Origin of the sequence: Halobellus litoreus (assembly GCF_024464595.1) — an archaeon.
Classification (GTDB): domain Archaea; phylum Halobacteriota; class Halobacteria; order Halobacteriales; family Haloferacaceae; genus Haloquadratum; species Haloquadratum litoreum.
Genome location: NZ_JANHAW010000001.1, coordinates 835,497 through 860,217, shown reverse-complemented (window position 1 = coordinate 860,217; position 24,721 = coordinate 835,497). Strand labels below are relative to the sequence as shown.

Genomic DNA, 24,721 nt, shown 5'->3' with positions numbered 1-24,721 from the left:
GCGAATCGAGTCATAATGACTCATTAATCACCCGTCGCCGTCGGGCACTTTTCCCATTATAGAGGTCGTTACGGGCGTTTCACACCATCACAAGGTTTATGTCCGCGTTTGCACTGGGTTACACGCAATGGCGAGGGGACCCGATACATGAAGCTTGCAATGATCGGTTTCGGGCAGGCCGGGGGAAAGATCGTCGACAAATTCGTCGAATACGACAAACGCCACGACTCGGGGATCGTCCGCGCGGCAGTGGCGGTCAACACGGCGAAGGCAGACCTGATGGGATTGGAACATATCCCGAAGGACCAGCGGGTCCTCATCGGTCAGTCTCGCGTGAAGGGCCACGGCGTCGGGGCCGACAACGAACTCGGCGCCGAGGTGGCCGAAGAAGACATCGACGAGGTCCAAGGGGCGATCGACAGCATCCCGGTTCACGAGATCGACGCGTTCCTGGTCGTCGCCGGCCTCGGCGGCGGTACCGGGAGCGGCGGTTCGCCCGTGCTCGCGAAACACCTTCAGCGGATCTACACGGAGCCGGTGTACGGACTGGGGGTCCTGCCGGGGAGCGACGAGGGCGGCATCTACACGCTGAACGCCGCGCGGTCGTTCCAGACGTTCGTTCGGGAGGTCGACAACCTCCTCGTCTTCGACAACGACGCCTGGCGGAAGACCGGCGAGTCGGTGCAGGGTGGCTACGACGAGATCAACGAGGAGATCGTCACCCGCTTCGGCGTCCTGTTCGGTGCGGGTGAGATCGGTCAGGGCGGCGAGGTCGCAGAGAGCGTCGTCGACTCCTCGGAGATCATCAACACGCTCGCCGGCGGCGGCGTCTCGACGGTCGGATACGCGTCCGAAAGCGTCGAAAACGACTCCTCCGGCGGCGGCCTGCTCTCGCGCATCACCGGCGGTAACGAGGAAACCGAACTCGACACCGCCCACACGACCAACCGGATCACCTCGCTCGTCCGCAAGGCCGCGCTCGGCCGACTCACGCTCCCCTGTGAAATCGAAGGAGCCGAACGCGCGCTGCTCGTGATGGCCGGGCCCTCCCAGCATCTCAACCGGAAGGGAATAGAGCGCGGTCGCAAGTGGATCGAAGAGCAGACCGGGAGTATGGAAGTCCGCGGCGGCGACTACCCGATCAGGGACTCCGGGAAGGTTGCGTCCGTCATTCTCCTCTCTGGCGTGACGAACGTGCCCCGGATCAAGGAGCTACAGCAGGTCGCCATCGAGGCGCAAGAGAACATCGACGACATCCGAGAGGAGAGCGAAGACAATCTGGAGAACCTAGTAAACGATGACGAAGACGAGCTGGAGTCGCTTTTCTAAGCTCGCGCTGGCCTGTCTTTTCGTCCTCTCCGTCGCAACGGTCCCCGCCGCCGCCGTCTCGGTCGGCGACTCGACCGTCACCAGTGACGCCGAGGTCGGAACCGAGGTCACCGCAACAGCCACGCTGACCGAGCTGTATCAGAACCCCTCGCTCGAGGAGTGGACACTCGCGGGGAGCACTGAACTCACGAACGTGACGTGGACGGTCGTCTACTACGACCAGACCGGTGCGAAGGTCGGCCAGGAGTCCTACGACGGGCAGTCGTTCTCCGGCGCGAGCGTCGTCGCCGACGACGGCACCAGCGAGGTCGAAGTCCGCGTGACGGGGACGGTCCCGCGGGTCGGCGATTACACGTACGATCCGCCGCAGTCGTTCACGGTGATGGCGCTCGAACAGACCCGGGAGGGCGGCTCGACCAACGAGATCGACACCTGGACCGCCACCCACTACACCCAGGAGAGTCGTGAGGCCCGGAACGCGATCGACGACGCCGCGTCGACCGTCGAATCGGTCGACGACGAGGAGGCCGAACGTCGGCTCGCGAACGCGATCGAGGCGTACGACGGCGAGGAGTTCACCCTCGCGATCGATCTCGCCGGGCAGGCCGAAGAGCGGGCCCAGCAGACCCAGCAGTCGAACCAACGGATGCAGCTCATCCTCTACGCCGTGGGCGGGCTGGTCGTCGTCGGCCTCGTCGTCGGCGGGTTCCTCTACTGGCGCTCTCAGCAGTCCGGCCACGACAAACTCGGCTGACGTTCGACTCGCACCCTTCGATGCGCGTCCTCGTACCCTTCGCGAACGACGAACCGAAGAGCCGTCTCGCGCCCGTTCTCTCGGCCGCCGAACGCCGCGAGTTCTCGGTGGCGATGCTGTGTGACGTCGTCGACGCCATCGAGCGCGTCGGCTACGACCCCGAACTGCTCGTCCCAGAACCGCTCGATTGCCGCGCGGAAGGCGCGGACTCCGCCGCCGCCGCCGACGTCGGAGAACGGCTCGGGTCGCTTCCCGCGACGGTGGACGACCGACCGCTTTCGGCCGCCGTGAACGCCGCGCTCGACGAGCGAACGGGCGCAGGAGTCGAGCAGGCGGTCGTGATGGCGGACCTCGCGCTCGCGACGCCGACGGCGCTCCGACGGCTGTTCGCCGCCGGCGGCGACGTGGCCGTCGCGCCGGGACGCGGCGGCGGCACGAACGCCCTCGTAGTTCGAGATTCCGGTTTCTCTGTCGACTATCACGGCGCGTCGTACCGCGATCACCGCCGAATCGCGGCCGAGGCGGGACTGTCCGTGGCTGTCGTCGACTCGATGCGACTGGCGACCGACGTCGACGAGCCGTCGGACCTCCTCGAAGTGCTGTTACACGGCGACGGACGGGCGCGGCAGTGGCTGATCGACGCCGGGTTCGCTGTCGACGACGAAGACGACGGGCGGGTCGGCGTCCGTCGATCGTAAATCGCAAACGAGTCGATGCAAATCTCTGGCGAGCAGTCGGCACACCGTCGGCGACGACGTCCTCACAGCGCCGTCACTCCAATCCCGCGTCGACGTGCCGAGCAACCGCGGCCCGACGCGGGGCGAGTCTCACGTCACGGGGCGAGTGGCTGCCCTCTCGTATATAAATTCACGTCCGACTGGGAACGGAAGCACGACGGTTTTTGTACGTCCGCGACTCAGATCGCGTACGATGTTCCCCGCGGCCGAGGAGTACGGCGTCGACGTCGAAATCGAGCAGTCGGCCGTCGACGACCTGCTCACGGTGACACCCAACGACGTTGACGCCGCGGCCGAACTCACCTTCTCGCGGAACGTCTTCCTGCCGCTGACGACGGCCTGTCGGTACACCTGCACGTACTGCACCTACTACGACGTGCCGGGCGAAGCGACGGTGCTCGCTCCCGACGAGGTCAGAGAACGCCTCCGAGTCGGCGCGGACGCCGGCTGCACGGAGGCGCTTTTCACCTTCGGCGACGAACCCGACGACCGCTACACGGCGATCGACGACCAACTGGCCGACTGGGGGTACGACGACGTGCTCGGCTACCTCCGGGACTGCTGTGAGATGGCGCTCGAAGAGGGACTGCTCCCGCACTCGAACCCCGGAGACTTGACCGAAGCCGATTTCGAGCGACTCGCGCCGGTGAACGCGAGTATGGGCGTGATGTTGGAGACGACCGCGGACGTTCGCGCGCACTCGGGGACGCGCCGGAAGACCCCGGGCCAGCGGTTGAACACGATCCGAGCGGCCGGTGAGGTCGGCGTCCCGTTTACCACCGGCATCCTCGTCGGCATCGGCGAGACGTGGCGCGACCGCGCGGAGAGCCTGCTCGCGATCCGCGCGCTCCACGAGCGCTACGACCACGTCCAGGAGGTCATCGTCCAGAACGTCGTGCCCAACGAGCGCTCCGACTTCGAGCGACCGTCAGTCGAGACGATGCGGCGGGTCGTCGCGATGGCCCGCGCGGCGCTCCCCGCGGAGGTGTCGGTACAGGTGCCGCCGAACCTCTCGCCGACGCGGGACCTGCTGGACTGCGGCGTCGACGACCTCGGCGGCGTCTCCCCCGTCACCGACGATTACATCAACCCCGAGTACGCCTGGCCCGCGCTCAGGGAACTGGAGGCGTTGGCCGACGACGCCGGCGCGCCGCTGCACGAGCGACTGCCGGTGTACGATCGGTTTCTCCCGGCCGAACTCCGACGCGCGGACTTCGAGGGGCGAGCGGCCGAGGGCACGTGGTTGTCCGCCCCGATCGCCGACGCGATCGACGCCGACGGCGTCCACGGCGAACGGTTTCGCCGGGTCGCGAACAGAGACGGGACGATTCGCGACGCACGCAGCGAGGCGGCCGGTCGCGTGCCGAGCGAGTAGGGTCGCGTGTCGAGTGAAGCGAGCCCCACCGCTCAGACGCCGAGCCACTCGGGCACTCGTTTCCGGAAGAGCGTGTACACCGCCGCGAGCAGGACGCCGGCGACGACGAGCGCCCGGAGCCAGCCGTCGAACGTCGCCGCCGCGGGGATCGCGAGTCCGATCGTGAGGAGGAGGTCCTCAGGTGCGCCGTCGTAGCGAACGACGTATCGCGGGCGAAGCCACCGGCGGCGGGGGTGGAGGTACACCGCGCGGTCCGACGTCCGCTCCCAGGGGCGGAGTTCCTCGCCCGCGCCGAACCAATCCGAGACCGAGTGTAGCCCCGCCGCGAGGAAGAAGAGCGCGGCGGCGACGGTGACCGGGGAGGGGACGAACACCGCGGCGACGCCGACGGCGACGCCGACGACCGAGTAATACACCGGAAAGTGGAGGCTCTTGCGGTGGACGCCCGCGAGGAGATCGAGGTCGGGAACGACGCCGCCGAGGACGGCACCCGCTGCCGCGGGCACGGCGAAGTGGGGCGTGGCCGCCGCCACCGGCACCGCGAGGAGGAGGCCGGCGGCCACGTGCGTGGTGACCATCATCGGACGAGTGAACGGGCCAGACGGATTTGAGTCTGTGCCTCGATCCCGTCGGATCGCGGGGCTAAAACAGCGGGTCGATCTCGCCGTCGCCGTCCCACACGAGGTCTCGAAGCGCCTCGGGTCGCTGCGCCGCGCGCTCGGCGAGGTTCCGCTGCGTCTCCGCGCCGATCTGCTGCAGTTCCTTGATCCGCGGCACGTCCGTGACGCCCGAGAGGACCACGAGCGCCGAGACGTAATCGGAGTCGGGGACCGGGTAGTCGCCGCCGCGGACCTCCATCGTGCCGGTCTCCTCTTCGAGCCACCGCCGCGAGCCCTCGACTCCCTTCCGGCTGAGATACTTCGGCGGACCGCTGACGACGACGAGCGCGCGCTCGGTGCTCTTGACGTTCGCCGGGAGCGTCAGGTTCCCGAGCGTCGCCCGCCGGACGGTGGCTGTGATCCGGTTCACCACGTCGGTCTCGTCGGGGTCCTGCTCCCTCCGGCCGAAGAGGCCACGAGGCGGTCGGTCGAGTCGGGAGTTGGCGTACCCGATCGTCGTCACGCCGCCGCCGGCGAGCGTGTTGATGATCTCGGAGGCGTCGACGACCGATTCGGGAACCGGCGGCTCCGACACCTCGCCGGCGCTGAGGAGCACGCCGAGGCGTCTGGCGATCTCTTCGTTGATGCTCGCGTAGCCGCCCTGGAGGCTCTCGCCCGAGCGCCGCCAGGCGTCGTTGTCGAAGACGAGGAGGTTGTCGACCTCCCGAACGAACGTCTGGAACGACCGCGCGGCGTTCAGCGTGTAGATACCGCCCTCGTCGCTCCCCGGCAGGACCCCCAGTCCGTACACCGGCTCCGTGTAGAGCCGCGAAAGTTCGCGGGCGATGACCGGGCTGGCCCCCGACCCCGTCCCGCCGCCGAGGCCGGCGACGACCAGGAACGCGTCGACCTCGTGGACCGGAAGGTCGTCGACGGCCCCTCGAATCTCGTCGATGTCCTCCTCGGCGACGGTCACCCCCAGTTCGTTGTCGGCCCCGCACCCGTGCCCTTTCACGCGCGATTGACCGATGAGCACGCGCCTCTCAGCGGGAATCCGCCTGAGTCCGAGCAAGTCGGCTCGCGCGGAGTTGATGGCGACGGCGTCGGTGACGAAGTCGGTCCGACTGGCCGCCTCGTAGTCCAGGATTGCGTCGGCGACCTTCCCGCCCGCCTGCCCGACGCCCAGAAGTGCGATCTTCATTGATACAGGTAGATTCACCGCCGAGACCAATATACTGTCGCCCGTGCGGGCGGCTGACGGCGACACGTCGGCGTCGCGCCCGCGGTGCGTCTCGCTCCCGTCGAGCGCGACTTCGCCGCTGACCGGGCGCACATCTCGTGCCGGCCGGCCGCACATCTTGTGCCCACCGACCGCTCACCCCGCCGTCGATTATTCACTCACCCCGCCGCCGACTGTCCGCTCGTTTCGTCGCCGACTGTCAATTCAGGATCAATCGTCCGCGGGCGCGGGATCACCGCGGGCTGCGGACCGACCGTCGAGCACGGGTGTCCCGTCCGCTCGCGGCCCGAGCCGCGGACCGTACGGTGGGTCGTCGGGGTCGATCCGGCGGCGAGTCCGGTAGTCGGTCGACCGCTCGACCGCGGGTCGGCCGATCGCCGAGATCATCTCGACGTAGTCCTCAAACGAGCGGAACTCGCCGTAGGAGCCGCCGGCGCGACTCGTGATCTCCTCGGAGAGGATCGTCCCCATGAAGTCGTTCGCGCCGCAGTTGAGCAGTTTCAGCGCCTTCGGGTCGCCGAACTTCACCCAGGAGGACTGGACGTTCTCGACGTTGTCCAGAAAGAGCCGGGAGACGGCGACGAGCAGTTCGTCCTCGGCGTCGCTCGCGCCGCCGTCGACGACGCCGCGCTCGTACAGCGGCGTGTTCTCGTGGACGAACGACAGCGGCACGAACTCGGTGATGCCGCCCGTCCTGTCCTGGAGGTCCCGGAGTACCTTCAGATGGCGAACCCGGTGGGCCTCGTTCTCGACGTGGCCGTACATCATCGTCGACGTGACGTCGAGGCCGGCGTCGATCGCGCCCTCCATCGCCGCGACCCACTCGCCGGTCGATATCTTCCCCGGGCAGATGACGTCGCGGACCTCCTCGACCAGGATCTCCGCGGCCGTGCCGGGCGCGGAGTCGAGGCCGGCGGCCCTCAGCTCTCGATACACCTCCTCGTAAGACCACTCGGTCCCGCGACGCGCGTGGTCGGCCTCCTCGGGCGTCATCGAGTGAAGGTGGACGCCGTCGACGGACATCGCGCGCAGCTGTTCGAGGTAGGTCCCCGGATCGGTCTCGTAGACCGCCGGCGGCCGGTAGTCGACCTCGCTGGCGGGGTCGTCGTGGGCGGCGAGGATCTCGTGGTGTTCCGCGTTCAGCGCGAACGCCGGGTGGAGCCCAGAAACGGAGGTGACCTCGTAGATGCCCATCTCCAGGGCGTCCTCGACGACCGCGCGCGACTCCGCGGGCGTCTTCGTGAAGCCCGCGTGCTCGCCGTCGTGGTCGGCCTCGAACCGGTGGGCGGTGTCCTTGAAGTTGCAGAACAGGCAGCCGGTGTTGCAAGCGGTGGTGACGTTGTTGTTCAGGTTCGCGACGAACGTCACGTCCTCGCCGACGACCTCGGCGCGTCGCCTGTCGGCCGCTTCGAGGACCTGCTCCTTCCGAACCGGGTCGATTCCAGCCTCGTCGGTCCCGGTCGTCAGCAGTTCGATCCCGTCGTCGACCGTCAGGCGGTCGCCCGCGCGGGCCTTCGCCAGCGCGTTCTCGAACGACTGGTCCGTCTCGGGGACGACGTCGAAGTCGAAGCCGGACCGATCGTTCGCGGGTACCGCTGGCTCTCGCATACCGTCTATCCAGTGGGCCGAACCCAAAAGTCTGGGCCTCCCGGCGGTCCGCACGCACGGCCGTCGGAACTGCGAAACCGACGCCGCATCTGTACGCGAACGTGGATAGGCGATTGCTCTCTCGCGCTGAAGTACGCATAGGAGTGGAAGCCTTCTTGTGCGCTCCCGAGACAGTTCGCCGTATGACGAGCGTCAAGGAGTTCCGCGTCGAGGCGGAACCGACCGCGACGGAACTCGGTCGGGGCCGGTTCGTCTTCACCGACCAGTACTCCGTCTTCGACTGGGGCGAGATGCCCGATCGGGTCCCGAAAAAGGGCGCGTCGCTGTGTACGATGGGCGCGTACAACTTCGAGCGACTGGCCGAGTCGGACGTGCCGACGCACTACCGCGGCGTGTACCGGGCGTCCGACGCCGCCGGCGACTCGGACGACGGCGCGGCCGGCCCCGTCGCCCTCGGCGACTGCGACGAGCCACCGACGGAGATGGCGATCGAACTCACGCAGGTCCCCGACCTCCCGTACCTCGGCGACGGCGCGTACGACTACGACGCCTACCACGACGCCGCGGGCGAGAACTACCTGATCCCTCTGGAGATCGTCTTCCGCAACACCGTCCCCGTGGGATCGAGCCTCCGATCGCGGGGGTCGCCCGGGGCGTACGGCCTCGACGCCGACGAATGGCCCGACGAGGTCGTCGACCTCCCGGAACCGGTCGTCGAGTTCTCGACGAAGTACGAGGAGCAGGACCGCTACCTCTCGCGACCCGAGGCCGACCGGATCGCCGGCGTCGCCGACTTAGGGGCACTGGAGGACCTCGCGCTCGCGGTGAACGACGTGCTCAACCGCCGCGCCGAGGAACGCGGGTTCGTCCACGAGGACGGCAAGATCGAGTGCCTGTACCACGCTGGCGAGATCAAGGTCGGCGACGTCGTCGGCACGTTCGACGAGAACCGCTTCTCGTACGGGGGACAGGAACTCTCCAAAGAGGTCGTCAGGCAGTACTACAGGCGGACCGATCCCGAGTGGGTCGAGGCCGTCTCCGAGGCCAAGGAGCGGTCCCGCGAGACGGGCGTCGCCGACTGGCGGACGCTCTGCGATCGCTCCCCGGAGTCGCTGCCGGCGGACGTCCTCGACGCCGTTTCGGACCTCTACGCCGCGGGGACGAACGCCTACACGGGGACCGCGTGGTTCGACGCGCCCGCCGTCGACGACGCGGTCGACGCCGTTCGCGACCTCTGATCGGTCTCGTTTCGGGGGCCTCGTCGCCGCGAAACCGACGCTCACCACGGCGCGTTCCGTACCACCGCCTCGATCAACGAAAAGTAGTCCAGAACGAGCCACAGGAGTAGTGCGCCCCCGGCGAGAACGAGAGCCAAATAGAGGAAGTACTCGATCCCTTTGGCTCGGAGTGGGGAGCGGATCATCAGGCGGTGCGTGTCGATTACCGTCGGGCAAAAAGAATCTTGTCGCCTGCTCGTCGCCGACGGCGGGGGACACTGGCTCACAAGTGAGCGGGGGACAATCACGTTCGTGTATAACCGAATCAGTCCAAAACGACTTTTACGCACGACCGCGCACTTCGACTCGATGACGACGTACACCGCGACGGTGACGGTCCGCCTCAAGCGGGGCGTGTTGGACCCCGAAGCCGAGACGACCAAGCGCGCGCTCGAACGCCTCGGCTTCGAGCTCGACGCCCTCCGATCGGCGGACCAGTTCGAGGTCGACCTCGACGCCGAGTCGGCGGCGGCCGCCGCCGACCGGGCCGACGAGATGGCCGAGCGACTGCTCGCGAACCCGACCATCCACGACTACGACGTCGAGGTGGCCGAAGCCTGATGTCGGTCGCAGTGGTACAATTCGGCGGGTCGAACTGCGACCGCGACGCCGTCCGGGCGCTCGCGCACGTCGGCGTCGACGCCGAGCGCGTCTGGCACGAGGACGGCCTGCCGTCGGACGTCGACGGCGTCGTCCTCCCCGGCGGCTTCTCCTACGGCGACTACCTCCGCGCGGGCGCGATGGCCGCGCACTCGCCGATTATGAACGACGTCCGCGACGCCGCCGAGGACGGCGTTCCGGTCCTGGGCGTCTGCAACGGCGCACAGATCGGCTGCGAGTCGAAGCTGACCCCCGGCGCGTTCACGACGAACGCCAGCGCGCGCTTCCAGTGCGAGTCCGTCCACCTGCGGGTCGAGAACGCCGACACGCCTTGGACCGCCGCCTACGACGCCGGCGACGTGATCGAGGTCCCCATCGCCCACGGCGAGGGCCGCTTCGAGATCAGCGACGAGCGCTACGACGACCTCGTCGCCGAGGACCGGATCCTCTTCCGGTACTGCGACGCCGCCGGGAACATAACTGAAACGGCGAACCCGAACGGCTCCCGCGGCAACGTCGCCGGGATTCTCGGCGACCGCGAGACCGTCGCGGTGATGATGCCCCACCCCGAGCGCGCGTCGCTGCCCGACCTCGGCCGCAGCGTCGACGGGCAGGGCGTGCTCTCGGCATTCGTCTGAGCCGTCTGGAGGTATTTCAGCCGGAACGACCAACCAGCTACGCCTCGCCGAACGATTCGGTGAGCGGAGTCGGATCGAGCCCGGGTTCAGGCGACAGCGGGTTCTTCGACCGCCGCCTCCGCCTCGATGAGATCCTTCGAGTTCTGCAGGTGCATCCTGAACTGGCGGTTGGTGTAGCGCGTCGCGACCGGCTCGAACAGGCTTTCGAGGAGCGAATCACCGAACTCGTACGTCGCCTCGTGAACGACCTCCGTCCCGACGTCTGTCTCCGAGTAGTGGATGTTGATCTCGCCACCCATTCCGGACCCGTCGACCAGAATTCGCAGGTGCTCGTTCGGGTCGACGATGCTCAGTTCCATCTCGACGTCCTGGGAGATCCCCAGTAGCTTGTAGACCGCGCGAATCCGAGCACCGGTCTCGGTCTCCTCGACGACTTCGAGGTCCCGCAGGCTGGACATCGTTCGCGGCCAGTTCTCGGGGTCGCTGTCGAAGGCGAAGACGGTGTCGACGGGCGCTGCAATCTCGATCGTGTGTTCGAATGTGGACATTGTGTTACACTCCGGTCAAACCCTCACGCGTTCGCCTCCCGCAACCGCGGAAAACTGCGTCGTCTGACTGGGTATATAAAAGCCCGCCGAGGAGATATAGTCGTAGTGAACCGTGTTCGCGTGGCGCTCGCCGAGAGAACCGCCATCGAGGCGGTCGGAAGCGGCGCTCGGGCTACCGCGCCAGCGGCATCCCGTAACTCGTCTCCGCTTCGAGCACGTACTCCCAGGTCGCCTCACACTCGCAGGTGACCTGCGAGAACACCGAGGGGTCCTGCCGCTTGTCGAAGTCCTTGATCGCCGTCTGGACTCTGTCGTCGCACTCGCCGCAGTTGTGCGGGCCGCGGTCGGAGCCGTGGCCGACGGGGTCGGAGACGACGATGGCGTCGACGTCGGCCGTCGCTTCGAGCACCTCGGCGACCGACCAGAGCCACGGCGGGCGGTAGCCGCCGCGGAAGAACAGTTCGTCGACCATCGTGTACCGCTGGACGTTCGTGGGGTTCATCGAGACCGTGTGACAGCCGTCGACGGCGGCGCAGCGGCGGACCGAGGAGATCATATCGTCGACCGCTTCGGACTCCGAGAGGAACGGCGGCTTCATCAGGAGGTACGCCTTGACGCCGGCGTCGACGCCGTCGGCGTCGAGGTCGGCCTCGCGGGCCTCCGTGCAGGCGGCCTCGAAGTCGGCGAAGTCGAAGTACTTGTTCACGCAGTCGTGGCGGATGCGGTCGGTGGCGGTCTCCAGACCGATCGCGACGTCCGTCGACAGGCCGACGTCGGTGAAGTCGGCGATCTTCTCGCGGTCGACGAAATCGGGCAGGGACTCGACGACGATCCGCTCGCGGTCGGCGAACGTCTCGGCGATGGCGGTTCTGGTTTCGGCACCGACCTCGCGCTCGTCGAGGAACGATCCGGAGGTGTAGATCTTGATCAGCTCGGCGGGCTCCTCGACGTTCTCGGCCTCGTGTTCGAGGCAGACGTCGATCTGGTCCATCAGGGCGTCGTGGGCGACGCTGCCGCCCTCGACGGACTCGGCGACGTAGCCGCACATCGTACAGCCTCCCGCGCGGGCCCACCGGCAGCCGCCGGTGTTGAGAATGATCGTCAGCGACCGGACCACGCCGTCGGGCGTGTTGTCCTCGTCGAGCCAGACCCGGGTCGGCTCGTGGGGGTCGTAGTGCTTCTCCTTCTCCGATCGGATCTCCCGCATCACCTGGTTGTGGGCGTCCATCCCCTTCCCCCGCTCGTAGACCTCCGGACTCGGCTGGCTCATTGCGTACCGCTACTCGACGAACCGGTAAATCTCCGTCGTCTGTGCGGCGCTGCTGTTCGCCCTAGACGCCGAGCCGAGGGCTCACCGGATCCGACCGGATGTAACGTATTCCAATTACCCTAAAGTGGTAACGACTAACAGAATTCGGCCCCAAGGTAAGGACGGACATTAACTATGACAGATCTAGGTGGATTCAACGACCACGTCGCCCGTGTCGACCTCACGAACGGGGACGTGCAGTACGAGGGAATCGACGAGGAGGACGCCCGCAAGTATATCGGCGGGCGCGGCCTCGGCGTGAAGTACGTGTTCGACAACGGCACGGACGTGGACCCGGAGGGTCCGGAGAACCTGCTCGCGTTTATGAACGGCCCGCTCACGGGGACACAAGCGCCGATGAGCGGCCGAATCGCGGTCTGTACGAAATCGCCGCTGACCGGAACCGTCACCGACTCCCACCACGGCGGCTGGTCGGGCGCTCGGCTCAAGTGGTCCGGCTTCGACGGCCTGCTCTTCGAGGGCCGGGCCGACGACCCGGTCTACGCCTACGTGGAAGACGGCGAAGTCGAACTGCGCGACGCCTCCGACCTGTGGGGGATGGGCGTCCACGACACGATGGACGCCATCGAGGAGGGTCACGACGGCCAGTTCGGCAAGAACCTCTCGGCGATGGCGATCGGTCCGGGCGGCGAGAACGGCACGAAGTACGCCTGCATCATCAACGAGGACGACCGCGCCTCGGGCCGCGGCGGCACCGGCTGCGTGATGGGCTCGAAGAACCTGAAAGCGGTCGTCGTCAAGTCCGGAACGAAGATGCCGAAGCCCGCCGACCCCGAGACCTTCACCGAGGGCTACCAGCAGGCGATGCAGCTCATCCGCGAGTCCGACGTCACCGGTCCCAACGAGGGCGGACTGTCGCTGTACGGCACGAACGTCCTGATGAACCTCGCCGAGGAGATGGACGGGCTCCCGACGAGGAACGGAAAGTACACCTCGACGCACTCGGAGGCCGAAGACGATCCGAGCGAGCCCAACATCGACGCCGAGAAAGTCTCCGGCGAGAACGTCCGCGAGAACATCCTCGTCGACGAGCCGACGTGTCACTCCTGTCCGGTCGCCTGCAAGAAGGAGACCGAGGTCACCTACGAGCACAAGGGCGAGGAGATGAACGTCCGCGGGGAGTCCTACGAGTACGAGTCGGCGTACGCGCTCGGCCCGAACTCGATGAACGACGACCGCGACAGCATCGCCGTGATGATCAACCGGTGTAACGACCTCGGCATCGACACCATCGAGACCGGGAATATGCTGGCGATGGCGATGGAGATGACAGAGCAGGGCAAACTCGACGACCTCGACGACGATCTCGAGTGGGGCGACAAAGAGCACATGATCGACCTGCTCGAGGAGATCGCCCACCACGACTCCGATCTCGGAGAACTGCTCGCGAAAGGCCCGCGCCGCGTGGCAGAGGCGCGGGACGCACACGACAACTCGCTTGCGGTCAAGGGGCAGACGATCGCCGCCTACGACCCCCGTGCGATGAAGGGGATGGGAATCGGCTACGCCACCTCGAACCGCGGCGCGTGTCACCTCCGCGGGTACACGCCGTCGGCGGAGATCCTCGGCATCCCGGAGAAGGTCGACCCCTCCGAGTGGGAGGGCAAGGGCGAGCTGTGCGCGCTCTTCCAGGACCTCCACGCGATCTCGGACTCCTTCGACATCTGCAAGTTCAACGCCTTCGCGGAGGGCATCGACGAGTACGTCGACCAGTACAACGGGATGACCGGCCGCGACGTCACCGAGGACGAACTGATGGAGGCCGGCGACCGAATCTACACCCTCGAACGCTACTACAACAACCTCGTCGGGTTCGACGGCGAGGACGACTCGCTGCCGGGTCGGTTCGTCGAGGGCGACGAGGCGATCCCCGGCCAGGGCGGCGCCGAGGGGCAGCTCTGCGAACTCGACAAGATGAAAGAGGAGTACTACGAGCGCCGCCAGTGGGTCGACGGCGTCGTGCCCGACGACCGGCTCGACGACCTCGGCATCGAGGTCGGCCCCGGCACGGGCGTCTCCAGCGGCGACAGCCCGGCACCGGCGGACGACTGATCCCCGACCGACGACTGACTCGCGCGGTCACGACGGGGATCGACACGGCAACGCTGATGACGGTCCGGTCCTGAGGGCGAGACGCGGACGCCGCCTCGGCACCGCCGAACGCGACGCGGCCGGTCGGGGCCGCGCGGCCGACGCACGGGCGAGGGTCGAACCACGCGGACCCGCCTTTTCGTCACCGAGATACGACGGAGAAACAGCTACGCGTCCTCGGCCTGCCTGTCAAGCGAGGCGAGCACGCCGCGGACGTTCAGTCGTTCCTCCGCGCGGGCCTTCCGCTCGCCCCACACCTCGACCATCTCGGAGTGCTCTTGGAAGTGCGCGATGACGGCCTCGTCGTCGCCGAGTTCCGCCCGTTTCTGTCTGACGGCTTCGACCCACTCGACGAGCGTCCGCTTGTAGCCCGCCATCAGCGCCGAATCGTACTCGACGTCGCCGTGGTGGCCGAAACAGAGGGTCTCGGGCGCGAGGTCTTCGATCGTGCGGACGTCGTCGAGGCAGCCTTCGAGATCGAACTGCGGGGGCGGCGACGTCTCTCTGATCTCGTCGCGCTCGGGGACGTAGATCCCGGTCGCGTCGCCGGTGTACAGCAGTCCGTCGTCGGGCTCGAAGAACACGACGTGATGCGGCGCGTGCCCGGGCGTGTGGCTCACTGAGAGCCGCCGGTCGCCGAGGTCGATCTCGTCGCCGTCGGCGAGCGGCTCGATTCGCGCTTCTGGGATCGGTTTCGGGTCGACGTAGAAGTCCCAGTTGTCGCCGACGGCGTCTTTCGTGCCTTCGACGAGCCGTTCGGGATCGACGAGGTGGGGCGCGCCGATCTCGTGGGTCCGCACCGTCGCGTTCGGGCAGGCCTCGACGAGGTAGCCCGCACCGCCGGCGTGATCGAGGTGGACGTGGGTCAGGAGGAGATGCTCGAGGGCCGCGCGGTCGATGTCGAGTTCCGCCAGCGCGTCGAAGACGTACTCGCGGTTCCACCCGGTCCCCGAGTCGACGATCGCGGGTTCCTCGCCGTCGACGATGTACACCGAGCCGTGCCGCGGCGTGTCGTGCATCCCGACGTCGACGTAGTGGACGTCGTCCGTTCCTTCGACGGCGGAGAGGTCGCCGATGGCCATAGCTGAAGGGCGTCGCGCTGGGAAAAAAGCGTTCCCGTCGTGAGGAGCGTGCGTCGCGGGCGACGTCCCGACGCACGAGCGATTTTCTCGGTGCTCCCGGTTCGACGAAGCGGTTCCGACCGGACGCCGAAACCGCCATCCGTTTATTCCGCGCGGTCGACGTTCGGGTATGAGCGAGACACTCGAAGCGGACCTCTATCAGCGGACGCTCGGACTGCTCGAACCCGGCGAGATCGAACTCGTGGGCGCGATCGTCCACACGACTCTCGAAAGCCAGGAGGACCTGGAGATGCACGAACTCACCGTCGAGATCAACGACGTCCTCGCCGAGCACGCCGAGAAGGGCGAGACGTACATCTACGCCGGCAACGACACCGACGAGTTCGCCTCGAACCAGTTTCAGGGGCTCACCCTGGCGGACGACGCGTTCGTCTGGGAGTGCCAGCAGTTGCTCCGGGAGGGCACCTTCGACATCGTCTTCTACTACGAGGCCGGGCCCGACCAGGACGCCCTCACTGACGACCTGGCGGCGCTGGACCACGTCGACCGCGTTACGGCTGTTCCCTGAGTCGCGCACTCGGAACTCGAGCCGAGCGGACCGGCCGGTCCCCTCGCTCGAAGGGGCTCTCTCACTCCGTCCGGTGAACGGTTCGTCCACCCCTTCGAGACGCTTATCCTTCCGGCAGCCTGAGCGTGAACTATGAGCGAGGCAGACGCGACAGAGCCGGCACTGTCGGAACTCGACCGCGCCGTCATCAACGCGTTCCAGGGCGGGTTCCCCGTTGTCGAGCGCCCGTTCGAACCGGCGGCGGCCGCACTGCGCGAACGCGGCGTCGACGTGAGCGCGGGCGAACTGCTCGAACGGGTTTCGGAACTCGACGAGGCCGGCACGCTGAGTCGTTTCGGGGCGCTCGTCAACGCCGAGGAGATCGGCGGCACGGCCACGCTGGTCGCGATGCACGCGCCCGAGGAGCGGTTCGACGAGGTCGCCGAGACGGTCAACGCCCACCGGGAGGTCGCGCACAACTACGAGCGCGAGCACCCGCATCTCAATATGTGGTTCGTCGTCAGCGTCGCCGACGAGGACCGCGTCGGCGAGGTGCTCGCCGACATCGAGGCCGAAACCGGCCAGGAGACGTACAATATGCCGAAACGGCGGGAGTTCCGCGTGGAAGCGAAGTTCCTCGTCGACGGCCCGATCCCCGACGGCGACGTCGACCTGTCGGGTCTCGGGCCCGACGTGACGCCGACGGAGTCGAAGACGCTGACGCCGGCGGAGCGCGACCTCGTCGTGGAGATCCAGGGCGGCCTGCCGATCACCGAGACGCCCTACGCGGACGTCGCCGACGCGGTCGGCCGCGACACCGAGTGGGTCGTCGAGACGATCAAGCGATTCGAGCGGGAGGGGAAGGTCCGACGCGTCGGCGTCGTGCCGAACCACTACGCGCTCGGCTACACCGAGAACGGGATGACGGTCTGGAACGTGCCCGACGAGGTCGTCGAGGAGGTCGGCCCGGCGGTGGCGTCGCTGCCGTTCGTCACCCACTGCTACCAGCGCCCCCGTCACGAGGGCGTCTGGCCGTACAACTTCTTCGCGATGACCCACGGGCGCTCCGAGGCGGAGAGCGACCGCCGGATCGAGCAGGTTCGCGAGGCGATGAACGAGTACTGGGACGTCGGCGAGGCCGACTGGGACTCGCTGTTCTCGACGGGTATTCTGAAGAAGACGGGAATCAGGCTCGACGAGCGCGCCGCGGCGAACACCGAGTGACCGGAACGGCAGAACGAACGGGCAGACCGAGTGACTGGGAACTCCGGGCGGACGGGACCCCCGAGCGAACTGGAACCTCAGATGGACGGAAGCATCGAACGACCGACCGAAAAAATCTAGATTGACACAAAAATGATCCCGCTGTACCACGACTTTACCGGGGAGACGGTGCTCGTCTTCGGCGGCGGCCCCGTCGGGGCGCGGAAGGCGCGCCGCTTCGCGGCGGAGGCGCACGTCGTCGTCGTCAGTCCCGACTTCGTCGACCGGGAGGACGATTGGGAGGCTGACGAGAGCGCTGACGGGGCGGTGGCGCTGGTTCGGGCGCGACCGGCCCCCGCCGACGTCGAAGCGTGGCTCGATCGGACGGCTCCCGCGCTCGTCGTGGCCGCCACCGACGACGACGCGGTGAACGACGCCGTCGCGGCCGCGGCGCGGCGACGGGGGCTGCTCCTCAACCGCGCCGACAGCAGTTCGATCGAGACGAGCGAGACGCCCGAGGAGACCGGCGAGGCCGCGTCTCCGAACGGGGAGACCGACGGCGACGCGGGCGATGACGCGAGTACGGCCCGCGGAGGCGGCGCGCGCGACGTCGTCGTCCCCGCGACCGTCGCCGAGGGCGACGTGCGGGTCGCGATCTCGACGGGCGGCCGGAGCCCGGCGCTGGCGAAGTATCTGCGCGAGCGGATCGAAGCGGAGATCGAGGGCGCCGAGGGGATGGCCGAGTTGACCGGCGAGTTACGGGCCGAACTGCGGGCCGCTGACCTCGACGCGTCGGCGCGTCGTGATGCGATCCGGGCGGTCGTTCGCGACCCGCTGGTTTGGAAGGCTTTACGTACGGGGGCGTCCAATCCCCGTCGAGAGGCGACACGCGTGATACGGAACACGACAGGGGGTGACCGATGGACGTGGGAGTGATCTGCGGGTCCCGTGTGTCGCACCACTGCGCGGATGTCGACGAGATCGAGGACGCGGCCGGCGAGGACGTCCGAGCGGTCGTCGAGACGCTCCTCGACAGCGAGGGCGTCTGCGAGGCGTTCGCCATCCAGACCTGCAACCGAGCGGAGGCGTACGTCGTCGCCGAGACCACCGAACTCGGTCGGCGCGCGCTCGGAACGGTTCACGGAGCGGCCAGCGATGACGTCGTCGTCGAGACGGGCCACGAAGAGAGCCTCCGACACCTGATCCGCGTCGCCGCGGGGCTCGAATCGCTCGTTCTCGGCGAGGACCAGATCCTCGGACAGTTCAAGCGCGCGATCGAGATCGCCCGCAACGCCGGCGCGCTCGGTCCGACGCTGGAGACCGGGCTCACGAAGGCGATCCACGTCGGCGAGCGCGCACGGACCGAGACGGAGATCAACGAGGGGGCGATTTCGATCGGCTCGGCGGCCGCGCGGCTCGCCGAGACGGAGATCGACCTCGACGGGGCGACAGCGCTCGTGATCGGGGCCGGCGAGATGGGCAAACTCGCGGCCGAGGCACTCGCGGAGGCGGGCGTCGTCGAACTGACCGTCGCGAACCGGACGGTTCCCCACGCCGAACACATCGCCGAGACGGTCGATACCGCCGGTCGGGCGATTTCGCTCGACTCGGTCGCCGAGGCCCTGGGCGACGCCGACGTCGTCGTCACCGCGACGAGCCGTCCGGAGTACCTCCTCGACCCCGAAGACGTCGACGAGGCGGGCGAGACGCTCGTGATCGACCTCGCACAGCCGCGCGACGTCCACCCAGACGCCGCCGAGGTCGACGCGGTCGTCGTCCACGACATCGACGCCCTGGAGTCGGTCACCGAGGAGACGAAGGCCGCCCGACAGGCCGCCGCCGAGGAGGTCGAAGCGATGGTCGATGCGGAGTTCGACCGGCTGCTCGACGCCTACAAGCGGCGACAGGCCGACGAGGCGATCAGCACGATGTACGAGGCGGCCGAACAGGTGAAGTCCCGGGAGGTCGAGACCGCGATCTCGCGGCTGGAGGCCCAGGGCGGACTGACCGACGAGCAGCGCGAGACCGTCGAGTCGATGGCGGACGCGCTCGTCGGGCAGTTGCTCGCCGCGCCGACCAAGAGCCTCCGCGACGCCGCCACCGAGGACGACTGGTCGACGATCCGGACGGCGATGACGCTGTTCGATCCGGAGTTCGGCGAGTCGCGGACGGCGCTCTCGGAGGACGACCGAACGGAGCGAGCCGCGGGGGATCCTCGGGCCGAGCGGGACGGCGAGACGGCGTCCCCGAGCGCCGCCGGTGACTGCGAGCGAAAGACGGGCGACGAGGAGCTGCCGCAGTACGTTCTCGAAAGCGCCTCCGACGACTGATCCGGGCCGGTTCCGCCGCGTTTCGCCGTCCGTTCGAGCGGGAGGGGAGAAACGTTATGCGCCCGGCGAGTGACGTCATCCGTATGGCCGAACTACTCACCGACGACGAGATCCGAACGCAACTCCCCAACGGGTGGGAACGCGACGGCGACGAGATCACGCGGACCTACGGGTTCGACGACTACCTCGCCGGCATCGCCTTCGTCACGCAGGTCGGCGAGGTCGCCGAGGAGGAGTTCCACCACCCCGAGATCCGCGTCGGGTACGAGGAGGTCGAGGTGCGACTCACCAGCCACGAGGAGGGCGGCATCACCGAGAAGGACATCCGCCTGGCGAACCTCTTCGACGCGGAGTACTGAGACCGACGGGCCGTGGACGCCGCCTACGTATTCCGCGTGCGGGTCCGGTTCGAGACGCCGCCGGGCGTCAGCGTCTCGCCCCAGACGGTCGAGACGACCGTCGAGGTCGACGCCGACCCGCCCGGCGAGGGAGCGTGGCTGTTCTTCCGCGACACGCTCTGGCGGGGCGAGGTCGGGGACGAGCGCCACGCGCGGGAGCTCGCGGAGTCGTGGCTGTCGGTGCCGGTCGAGGCGGTGCGGTTCAGCGAACTGCGCCTCGATCCGGCGTACCGCGAGGCGCTCGAAGCCGCCATCGAGGCCAGTCCGGACGAGTTCGACGGCGACAGCGCCCGCGACGTCCTTCACAGGCACCTCGGCTCCAGCATCCGCGTCGTCGAGGACTGATACTGATTACTCTCGTCTCTTCCCGCCGAGCGCCGTCAGCGGGGTGGCGCTCGGCGGTACACAGTGGGAGTACTCATCGAACGAGTCACGGGTCGCTCCGGCAGCGGTCGACAGCGACAGCGCGTGGTCGCCGAAATACACTTACGGGGGCGCGGCGTAGCGTCTGCCCGATGCACGCCGACCCGAACACCGCCTACGACTTCTGGCTCTTCGACCTCGACGGCACGCTCGTCGACGCCGAGTGGTCCTACACCCGCGAGGTGTTCGATCGCGTCGGCGACAGGGTCGGCCGGGAGTTCACCGACCGCGAGGCGGAAGTCATCTGGCACGGACTCGGCGGCGCGCGCGACCCGCAACTCCGGGAGTGGGGAATCGATCCCGAGACGTTCTGGCCGGCGTTTCACGCGGTCGAAGATCCCCAGGCCCGCGCGGAGGCGACGTACCTCCACGACGACGCCGCCGACCTCGTCTCCGCGCTCGTCGCCGCCGACGTCCCGGTCGGCGTCGTGACGCACTGCCAGTCGTTCCTCGCCGAACCGGTCGTCGACCACCTCGACGTCGGCGACTGGTTCGACGCGTTCGTCTCCTGCACGGCCGAGACCGGGTGGAAACCGGATCCAGACCCGGTTCACCGCGCGATCGAACGACTCGGTCGGGATCCCGCGCAACCCGGCCGCGGCGTCCTCGCGGGCGACGGCGCGAGCGACGTCGGCGCGGCCTGGAATGCCGGACTCGACGGCATCCACGTCGAGCGACACGCCCCGGAGCACCGGGGGCGCTGCGTCCTCGCGGACCACCGCGTCTCCTCGTTCGACGAGCTGCCGCTGGACGGCTTCGGCTTCGACGTGGCCGCCGACGGCGGGCAGGTCAGATAGCCCGACGCGCAGCGGAAGTACGGAACGGCCCCTTCACTCGCTCTCGTAGCCCGCGAGCGACGCGAACAGCCCCGTTTCGGCCGCGCCTTCGAGTTCCGCGGCCAGTTCCTCGACGCCGGGCTTCGCCGCTCGGTCCGGGTTCGCGCGGATCCTGACCGACTCGGTCCCGAGCGGGACGAACCCGAGCCCGAGTTTCTCGGCGGTCGCGCGGAGGCCGAGGCCCGCGTCTGCGTTCCCCCGAGCGACCGCGCGGGCGGGGCTCTCGAACCCCTTCGAGCCGATCTCGTAGCCGCGGATCGACTCCGTGAGCGCCGGCCGCGACGCGCCTCGCTCGGCGGCCAACTCCTCGATGGCGGCGTCGAGGCTCGCGCGGATTCCCGCGTCGCGGCCGCGGTTGACGAAGGCGAGGTCGCGATCCGCGAGGTCCGCGAGTCCGTCGATACCCAGGGGGTTGCCGGCGGCGACGACGAGTCCCCACTCGCGGGTCCACCCGCCGAGGTCGACGCTCTCGACGTCGCGGTCGACGGGCCCCGCGACGACGGCCGCGTCCGGGACGCCGCCGCCGAGCCGTCGGAGCCCCTCCCGGCTCCCGACGGGGAGGAACCGGGGATTGTCCAGCCGATCGAGCAACCGCGAGAGCGCCGGATCGTCCTCGCCAGCGACCAGCAGCGTCGGCGCGCGGACGTCCGGCGAGAACAGTCGAACGTCGACGGCCTCGCCCGCGTCGAGGTACTCCGTGTCGGGATCGACCGCGACGATCCCGTCGGCCTCGACGAGCGAGGTCGTCGCCCCGGAACCCTTGTCGACCGGGTAGACGAGCGTCTCCCCCACCTCGTCGGTCAGGAGTCCGACGGGCATCAGTCGCAGTCGACCCTCGGCGTAGCGCTCGCGGACGGCCATTTCTCCGCGCACGGTCGCGGTCTGCGGCTCCGGGAGGCCCGCGGCGTCGCGGATCGCGGGCGCGACGAACGTCTGGAAGATGGTGAGCGCGGAGACCGGGTAGCCGGGCAGCCCGACGTACGCGCTGTCTTCGAGTTCCCCGATCAGCATCGGCTTGCCGGGCTTGACGGCGACGCCGTGCAGGAGGAGGTCGCCGCGCTCCTCGATCACGCGGTAGATGACGTCGACCGCGGAGGCCGAGGTCGACCCCGAGGAGAGCACGAGGTCGCACTCCTCGGCGGCCTCGACGAGCAGCCGCTCCATCTGCTCGTAGTCGTCGCCCGCGTGCGGGTACAGTTCCGCCTCGCCGCCCGCCTCCTCGACGCCCGCGGCGATGGTGTAGCTATTGACGTCGTAGATCTCGCCGCGCTCGCTGTGGAGGGCCTCGCCCGGACGGACGAGTTCGTCGCCCGTCGAGACGATGCCGACCGTCGGCCGGCCGCGGACGGGCACCTCGTCGAGTCCGAGCGCCGAGAGGAGGCCGATCTCCCGCGGCGTGAGCCGCGTTCCGGGGCCGAGCGCGCGCGCGCCGGCGGCGACGTCGGTGCCGGCGAGCATCACGTTGTCACCGGGCGCGACGGCCGTGCGGACGGCGACGGCGGACTCGCCCACTTCCTCGGTGCGCTCGACCATCACGACGGCGTCCGCGCCGTCGGGCATCACCGCGCCGGTGGAGATCTCCGCGGCCTCGCCCTCGCCGACTTCCACCTCGGGTTCCGTGCCCGCGTGGACCGAGCCGACGAGGTCGAGTTCGACCGGGTCGGCCTCGTCCGCGCCGAACGTGTCGCGGCCGCGGACGGCGTAGCCGTCCATACTCGCGCGGTCGAACCCCGGCACGTCGAGGTCGGCGTCGATCCGCTCGGCCAGGACGCGCCCGCGGGCCTCCGCGAGCGGGACCGTCTCGGGGGCCGGGGCGAGCTCCAGCGACTCGATCGCGTCGTGGGCCACGTCGGGGTCGACGAGGTCGTGGAACTCCTTGCGGTCGCTCACGCGGACCACTCCCAGTGCTCGACGGCGACGCGTTCGCCCGCGTCGTAGCCCTCGCGCCCCTCGGGAACGGCGACCCAGCCGTCCGCAAGGGCGACCGAGGAGAGGACGCCCGACCCGGACGCGCGGGTCGGCGTCGCCTCGGGGAGGTCGCCGCCCTCCGGTTCGCTGCCGGTGTCAGAGCCTCCGGCGTCCGCCAGTCGAACCCGCGCGAACGTCCGCACGCCGGGTTCGCTCGGGATTTTCCGCGCGAGTCGCGCGTCGGTGGTCGGCTGGGGATCGTCCGGGAGATGGCCCACGCGTTTCACGAGCGGCCGCAGGAACTGCACGGCGTTGACGATGGCCGCGACGGGGTAACCGGGGAGCATCACGACAGGCGTCTCCTCGACGATCCCGAGCGCGACGGGGTGCCCCGGCTTGAGCGCGACGCCGTGGACGAGCACTTCGCCGAGGTCGTCGACGACCTCCGGGAGGAGGTCGCGCGCGCCCACCGAGGAGCCGCCGGTCGTCACCACGACGTCTTTCGTCAGGTCACGCTGGATCGCCGCCCGCAGTGCCGACTCGTCGTCGGTGACGACGTTGCGGTAGGTGGGGAGGCCGCCCCAGCGCTCGACGAGTCGGGAGACGGTGAGCCCGTTGGTCTCGATCACCTCGCCCGGCTTGGGGTCCTCCTGGACCAACTCCTCGCCGGTCGGGATCACGCCGACCGTGGGCCGTTCGTAGACGCTCACGCGGTCGACGCCGACGGACTTCAAGAGGCCGAGGTCGGAGGGCCGGAGGCGGTGGCCCGGCTCGAACAGCTCCTGGCCCTCGGCGACGTCCTCGCCGACGGGCGCGACGTTCTCGCCCTCGGTGACGGCGTCGAAGACTTCGAGGTCGTCGCCGACGCGCTCGGCGTGTTCGATCATCACGACGGCGTCGGCCCCCTCGGGGAGTTCGCTGCCGGTGTGAACCCGGACGGCGGTCTCGGGGCCGACGGGCGTCTCGGGGACGGACTCGGCCTCCCCGTCCGCGACGCGCAGGACGCCCGGGGAGCGGTCCGACGCGCCGAAGGTGTCGCGGGCGCGGACCGCCCAGCCGTCCATCGCCGCGCGCTCGTAGTCCGGGACGGCGCGCGCGGAGGCGATCGGCTCCGCGAGCGCGCGGCCGTCCGCGGGGACGAGCGAGAGTCGGTCGGTTCGGTCGTGTGGCGTCGCCGCGTCCAGCAGCGTCCGCCGGGCGGCGTCGACCCGGGTTCGGTCCTTGAACCCGGCCGACTGACGCTCGGGCGACGTGTCGTCGGTGTCCGCAGAATCCATACGAGACGTTGCGGCCGCGAGTACAAAAAGAGCCGCGGCACGCGCCGCCCGACGGAGGACGTCCCGTCGCATCCGGCGACGTTCGGAGACGACCGAATGGCGGTTCAGAGACGTCGAGTCGGTTCGCACGGACCGACGGAAATCGGCACTTGTAGCTCTTGTGGCCCACGTCCCGCGGGACAACCGCGGGGTTTTTCGACCCGCCGTTCCTAGCGGAGGCTATGACAACACTGCGGGACGCGCTTCGGGAACTCCCGGAGTCGGTGTTCGCCGACCTGCTCGAGTCCGAGGACGCCTACCGGATCGTGCTCGATCTCCCCGGAGTGACGGCCGAGACCGCCGAGTTACGCGTCGAACGCGGACGGCTCGTCGTCGAAGCGAGACGGGAGAAGGCCATCCCCGCGTCGTTCGCCTACGTCGACGAGGGGCGCTCGCTGTTCATCGACGCCGAACTGCCGCTGCCGCCGGACGCGACCGGCGCCGGCGCGTCCGCGGAAGTCGAACGCGGCGTCTTCACGATCACGCTTCCGAAGCGAGACGCCGCGGCGGGTGAGACGATTCCGATCACGTCGGCCGGAGACGACGCGTAAC

General features: G+C 68.8%; 25 protein-coding genes. 16 read left to right on the top strand and 9 right to left on the bottom strand.

Translation table 11 applies throughout. From position 1 onward, the window contains the following. Nucleotides 1-147: 147 nt before the first annotated feature. The 4 genes from NO360_RS04415 to cofG all read left to right on the top strand — a co-directional run bounded on the left by NO360_RS04415 (nucleotide 148) and on the right by cofG (nucleotide 4,195). Nucleotides 148-1,329 (top strand): tubulin/FtsZ family protein, encoded by a 1,182-nt coding sequence (locus NO360_RS04415; RefSeq protein WP_256306285.1) that lies wholly within the window; start codon nucleotides 148-150, stop codon nucleotides 1,327-1,329. Then, nucleotides 1,298-2,083: a hypothetical protein gene (locus NO360_RS04410; RefSeq protein ID WP_256306283.1), complete on the top strand. Its 786-nt coding sequence runs from the start codon at nucleotides 1,298-1,300 to the stop codon at nucleotides 2,081-2,083. Before NO360_RS04415 ends, NO360_RS04410 begins: the two co-directional genes overlap by 32 nt. Nucleotides 2,084-2,103: 20 nt before the next feature. Beyond that, nucleotides 2,104-2,781 carry a 2-phospho-L-lactate guanylyltransferase gene (cofC, locus tag NO360_RS04405; RefSeq protein WP_256306282.1) on the top strand — a complete coding sequence of 226 codons (678 nt, stop codon included), beginning with the start codon at nucleotides 2,104-2,106 and terminating at the stop codon, nucleotides 2,779-2,781. 232 nt (nucleotides 2,782-3,013) lie between these two features. Further along, nucleotides 3,014-4,195 (top strand): 7,8-didemethyl-8-hydroxy-5-deazariboflavin synthase subunit CofG, encoded by a 1,182-nt coding sequence (cofG, locus tag NO360_RS04400; protein ID WP_256306281.1) that lies wholly within the window; start codon nucleotides 3,014-3,016, stop codon nucleotides 4,193-4,195. Nucleotides 4,196-4,227: 32 nt separating this feature from the next. Here the strand turns inward: cofG and NO360_RS04395 are convergent, their stop codons facing one another. The 3 genes from NO360_RS04395 to cofH form a co-directional block, all read right to left on the bottom strand. After that, nucleotides 4,228-4,776: a metal-dependent hydrolase gene (locus NO360_RS04395; RefSeq protein WP_256306280.1), complete on the bottom strand. Its 549-nt coding sequence runs from the start codon at nucleotides 4,774-4,776 to the stop codon at nucleotides 4,228-4,230. A gap of 61 nt (nucleotides 4,777-4,837) precedes the next feature. Beyond that, nucleotides 4,838-5,995, bottom strand: a complete 1,158-nt coding sequence (locus NO360_RS04390) for a tubulin/FtsZ family protein (RefSeq protein WP_256306279.1) — start codon at nucleotides 5,993-5,995, stop codon at nucleotides 4,838-4,840. Between the two features lie 249 nt (nucleotides 5,996-6,244). Continuing rightward, nucleotides 6,245-7,642, bottom strand: coding sequence for a 7,8-didemethyl-8-hydroxy-5-deazariboflavin synthase subunit CofH (gene cofH, locus NO360_RS04385; RefSeq protein ID WP_256306278.1), 1,398 nt, complete (start codon nucleotides 7,640-7,642; stop codon nucleotides 6,245-6,247). 182 nt (nucleotides 7,643-7,824) lie between these two features. Here cofH and NO360_RS04380 point away from each other — a divergent pair, with 182 nt between their 5' ends. Next, nucleotides 7,825-8,880 carry a phosphoribosylaminoimidazolesuccinocarboxamide synthase gene (locus NO360_RS04380; RefSeq protein ID WP_256306277.1) on the top strand — a complete coding sequence of 352 codons (1,056 nt, stop codon included), beginning with the start codon at nucleotides 7,825-7,827 and terminating at the stop codon, nucleotides 8,878-8,880. A gap of 41 nt (nucleotides 8,881-8,921) precedes the next feature. On the opposite strand, the gene NO360_RS04375 is transcribed toward NO360_RS04380, so the two are convergent. Next, nucleotides 8,922-9,065 (bottom strand): hypothetical protein, encoded by a 144-nt coding sequence (locus NO360_RS04375; RefSeq protein ID WP_256306276.1) that lies wholly within the window; start codon nucleotides 9,063-9,065, stop codon nucleotides 8,922-8,924. Nucleotides 9,066-9,228: 163 nt separating this feature from the next. On the opposite strand from NO360_RS04375, the gene purS reads away from it, so the two are divergent. Together purS and purQ are read left to right on the top strand one after the other, a co-directional pair. Then, entirely contained in the window at nucleotides 9,229-9,480 is a 252-nt protein-coding gene (gene purS, locus NO360_RS04370; protein ID WP_256306275.1) for a phosphoribosylformylglycinamidine synthase subunit PurS, read from the top strand. Further along, nucleotides 9,480-10,157, top strand: a complete 678-nt coding sequence (purQ, locus tag NO360_RS04365) for a phosphoribosylformylglycinamidine synthase I (RefSeq protein WP_256306274.1) — start codon at nucleotides 9,480-9,482, stop codon at nucleotides 10,155-10,157. The genes purS and purQ overlap by 1 nt, the downstream gene beginning before the upstream one ends. Nucleotides 10,158-10,243: 86 nt before the next feature. Here purQ and NO360_RS04360 read toward each other — a convergent pair whose 3' ends face one another. Continuing rightward, nucleotides 10,244-10,705: an SRPBCC family protein gene (locus NO360_RS04360; RefSeq protein ID WP_256306273.1), complete on the bottom strand. Its 462-nt coding sequence runs from the start codon at nucleotides 10,703-10,705 to the stop codon at nucleotides 10,244-10,246. A gap of 172 nt (nucleotides 10,706-10,877) precedes the next feature. Then, complete coding sequence (locus tag NO360_RS04355; RefSeq protein ID WP_256306272.1) at nucleotides 10,878-11,975, bottom strand: archaeosine biosynthesis radical SAM protein RaSEA; 1,098 nt, start codon at nucleotides 11,973-11,975, stop codon at nucleotides 10,878-10,880. Between the two features lie 174 nt (nucleotides 11,976-12,149). Between NO360_RS04355 and NO360_RS04350 the strand changes: the two genes are divergently transcribed. Next, on the top strand, nucleotides 12,150-14,087 hold the full coding sequence (locus NO360_RS04350) for an aldehyde ferredoxin oxidoreductase family protein (protein WP_256306271.1): 1,938 nt from the start codon (nucleotides 12,150-12,152) through the stop codon (nucleotides 14,085-14,087). Between the two features lie 206 nt (nucleotides 14,088-14,293). Here NO360_RS04350 and NO360_RS04345 read toward each other — a convergent pair whose 3' ends face one another. Next, nucleotides 14,294-15,208 (bottom strand): MBL fold metallo-hydrolase, encoded by a 915-nt coding sequence (locus NO360_RS04345; RefSeq protein WP_256306270.1) that lies wholly within the window; start codon nucleotides 15,206-15,208, stop codon nucleotides 14,294-14,296. Nucleotides 15,209-15,377: 169 nt separating this feature from the next. Here NO360_RS04345 and NO360_RS04340 point away from each other — a divergent pair, with 169 nt between their 5' ends. From NO360_RS04340 to NO360_RS04310, 7 genes are all read left to right on the top strand, one after another. Continuing rightward, nucleotides 15,378-15,776 carry a DUF5778 family protein gene (locus tag NO360_RS04340; protein ID WP_256306269.1) on the top strand — a complete coding sequence of 133 codons (399 nt, stop codon included), beginning with the start codon at nucleotides 15,378-15,380 and terminating at the stop codon, nucleotides 15,774-15,776. 132 nt (nucleotides 15,777-15,908) lie between these two features. Next, the gene (gene ahbB / locus NO360_RS04335) at nucleotides 15,909-16,979 is read left to right on the top strand and encodes a siroheme decarboxylase subunit beta (RefSeq protein WP_256306268.1); all 1,071 of its coding nucleotides are present in this window, start codon (nucleotides 15,909-15,911) and stop codon (nucleotides 16,977-16,979) included. Nucleotides 16,980-17,111: 132 nt separating this feature from the next. Continuing rightward, a complete protein-coding gene (locus tag NO360_RS04330; RefSeq protein ID WP_256306267.1) occupies nucleotides 17,112-17,894 on the top strand; it encodes a precorrin-2 dehydrogenase/sirohydrochlorin ferrochelatase family protein in 783 nt (260 codons plus the stop codon). Next, nucleotides 17,879-19,288 carry a glutamyl-tRNA reductase gene (gene hemA, locus NO360_RS04325; protein ID WP_256306266.1) on the top strand — a complete coding sequence of 470 codons (1,410 nt, stop codon included), beginning with the start codon at nucleotides 17,879-17,881 and terminating at the stop codon, nucleotides 19,286-19,288. The genes NO360_RS04330 and hemA overlap by 16 nt, the downstream gene beginning before the upstream one ends. Before the next feature lie 83 nt (nucleotides 19,289-19,371). Continuing rightward, entirely contained in the window at nucleotides 19,372-19,647 is a 276-nt protein-coding gene (locus NO360_RS04320) for a 4a-hydroxytetrahydrobiopterin dehydratase (protein WP_256306265.1), read from the top strand. A 12-nt stretch (nucleotides 19,648-19,659) separates the two neighbouring features. After that, nucleotides 19,660-20,031 carry an LWR-salt protein gene (gene lwrS / locus NO360_RS04315; protein ID WP_256306264.1) on the top strand — a complete coding sequence of 124 codons (372 nt, stop codon included), beginning with the start codon at nucleotides 19,660-19,662 and terminating at the stop codon, nucleotides 20,029-20,031. A 170-nt stretch (nucleotides 20,032-20,201) separates the two neighbouring features. Continuing rightward, nucleotides 20,202-20,906: an HAD family hydrolase gene (locus NO360_RS04310; RefSeq protein ID WP_256306263.1), complete on the top strand. Its 705-nt coding sequence runs from the start codon at nucleotides 20,202-20,204 to the stop codon at nucleotides 20,904-20,906. Between the two features lie 33 nt (nucleotides 20,907-20,939). Here NO360_RS04310 and NO360_RS04305 read toward each other — a convergent pair whose 3' ends face one another. Together NO360_RS04305 and NO360_RS04300 are read right to left on the bottom strand one after the other, a co-directional pair. Beyond that, nucleotides 20,940-22,835, bottom strand: a complete 1,896-nt coding sequence (locus NO360_RS04305; RefSeq protein WP_256306261.1) for a molybdopterin biosynthesis protein — start codon at nucleotides 22,833-22,835, stop codon at nucleotides 20,940-20,942. Further along, nucleotides 22,832-24,130 (bottom strand): molybdopterin molybdotransferase MoeA, encoded by a 1,299-nt coding sequence (locus NO360_RS04300; protein WP_256306260.1) that lies wholly within the window; start codon nucleotides 24,128-24,130, stop codon nucleotides 22,832-22,834. Before NO360_RS04300 ends, NO360_RS04305 begins: the two co-directional genes overlap by 4 nt. 221 nt (nucleotides 24,131-24,351) lie before the next feature. Here NO360_RS04300 and NO360_RS04295 point away from each other — a divergent pair, with 221 nt between their 5' ends. Next, nucleotides 24,352-24,720, top strand: coding sequence for an Hsp20/alpha crystallin family protein (locus tag NO360_RS04295; protein WP_256306258.1), 369 nt, complete (start codon nucleotides 24,352-24,354; stop codon nucleotides 24,718-24,720). Nucleotide 24,721: the final 1 nt, after the last annotated feature.

Bases quoted from the DNA above. Each gene is read 5' to 3' on its own strand.
- cofH (WP_256306278.1), bottom strand. From the start codon at position 7,642: ATGCGAGAGCCAGCGGTACCCGCGAACGATCGGTCCGGCTTCGACTTC.
- NO360_RS04310 (WP_256306263.1), top strand. From the start codon at position 20,202: ATGCACGCCGACCCGAACACCGCCTACGACTTCTGGCTCTTCGACCTC.
- NO360_RS04395 (WP_256306280.1), bottom strand. From the start codon at position 4,776: ATGATGGTCACCACGCACGTGGCCGCCGGCCTCCTCCTCGCGGTGCCG.
- purS (WP_256306275.1), top strand. From the start codon at position 9,229: ATGACGACGTACACCGCGACGGTGACGGTCCGCCTCAAGCGGGGCGTG.
- NO360_RS04350 (WP_256306271.1), top strand. From the start codon at position 12,150: ATGACAGATCTAGGTGGATTCAACGACCACGTCGCCCGTGTCGACCTC.
- cofG (WP_256306281.1), top strand. From the start codon at position 3,014: ATGTTCCCCGCGGCCGAGGAGTACGGCGTCGACGTCGAAATCGAGCAG.
- NO360_RS04300 (WP_256306260.1), bottom strand. From the start codon at position 24,130: ATGGATTCTGCGGACACCGACGACACGTCGCCCGAGCGTCAGTCGGCC.
- NO360_RS04360 (WP_256306273.1), bottom strand. From the start codon at position 10,705: ATGTCCACATTCGAACACACGATCGAGATTGCAGCGCCCGTCGACACC.
- NO360_RS04355 (WP_256306272.1), bottom strand. From the start codon at position 11,975: ATGAGCCAGCCGAGTCCGGAGGTCTACGAGCGGGGGAAGGGGATGGAC.
- ahbB (WP_256306268.1), top strand. From the start codon at position 15,909: ATGAGCGAGGCAGACGCGACAGAGCCGGCACTGTCGGAACTCGACCGC.
- NO360_RS04295 (WP_256306258.1), top strand. From the start codon at position 24,352: ATGACAACACTGCGGGACGCGCTTCGGGAACTCCCGGAGTCGGTGTTC.
- cofC (WP_256306282.1), top strand. From the start codon at position 2,104: ATGCGCGTCCTCGTACCCTTCGCGAACGACGAACCGAAGAGCCGTCTC.
- NO360_RS04410 (WP_256306283.1), top strand. From the start codon at position 1,298: ATGACGAAGACGAGCTGGAGTCGCTTTTCTAAGCTCGCGCTGGCCTGT.
- purQ (WP_256306274.1), top strand. From the start codon at position 9,480: ATGTCGGTCGCAGTGGTACAATTCGGCGGGTCGAACTGCGACCGCGAC.
- NO360_RS04330 (WP_256306267.1), top strand. From the start codon at position 17,112: ATGATCCCGCTGTACCACGACTTTACCGGGGAGACGGTGCTCGTCTTC.
- NO360_RS04320 (WP_256306265.1), top strand. From the start codon at position 19,372: ATGGCCGAACTACTCACCGACGACGAGATCCGAACGCAACTCCCCAAC.
- NO360_RS04380 (WP_256306277.1), top strand. From the start codon at position 7,825: ATGACGAGCGTCAAGGAGTTCCGCGTCGAGGCGGAACCGACCGCGACG.
- NO360_RS04345 (WP_256306270.1), bottom strand. From the start codon at position 15,208: ATGGCCATCGGCGACCTCTCCGCCGTCGAAGGAACGGACGACGTCCAC.
- hemA (WP_256306266.1), top strand. From the start codon at position 17,879: ATGGACGTGGGAGTGATCTGCGGGTCCCGTGTGTCGCACCACTGCGCG.
- NO360_RS04415 (WP_256306285.1), top strand. From the start codon at position 148: ATGAAGCTTGCAATGATCGGTTTCGGGCAGGCCGGGGGAAAGATCGTC.
- NO360_RS04390 (WP_256306279.1), bottom strand. From the start codon at position 5,995: ATGAAGATCGCACTTCTGGGCGTCGGGCAGGCGGGCGGGAAGGTCGCC.
- NO360_RS04375 (WP_256306276.1), bottom strand. From the start codon at position 9,065: ATGATCCGCTCCCCACTCCGAGCCAAAGGGATCGAGTACTTCCTCTAT.
- NO360_RS04340 (WP_256306269.1), top strand. From the start codon at position 15,378: ATGAGCGAGACACTCGAAGCGGACCTCTATCAGCGGACGCTCGGACTG.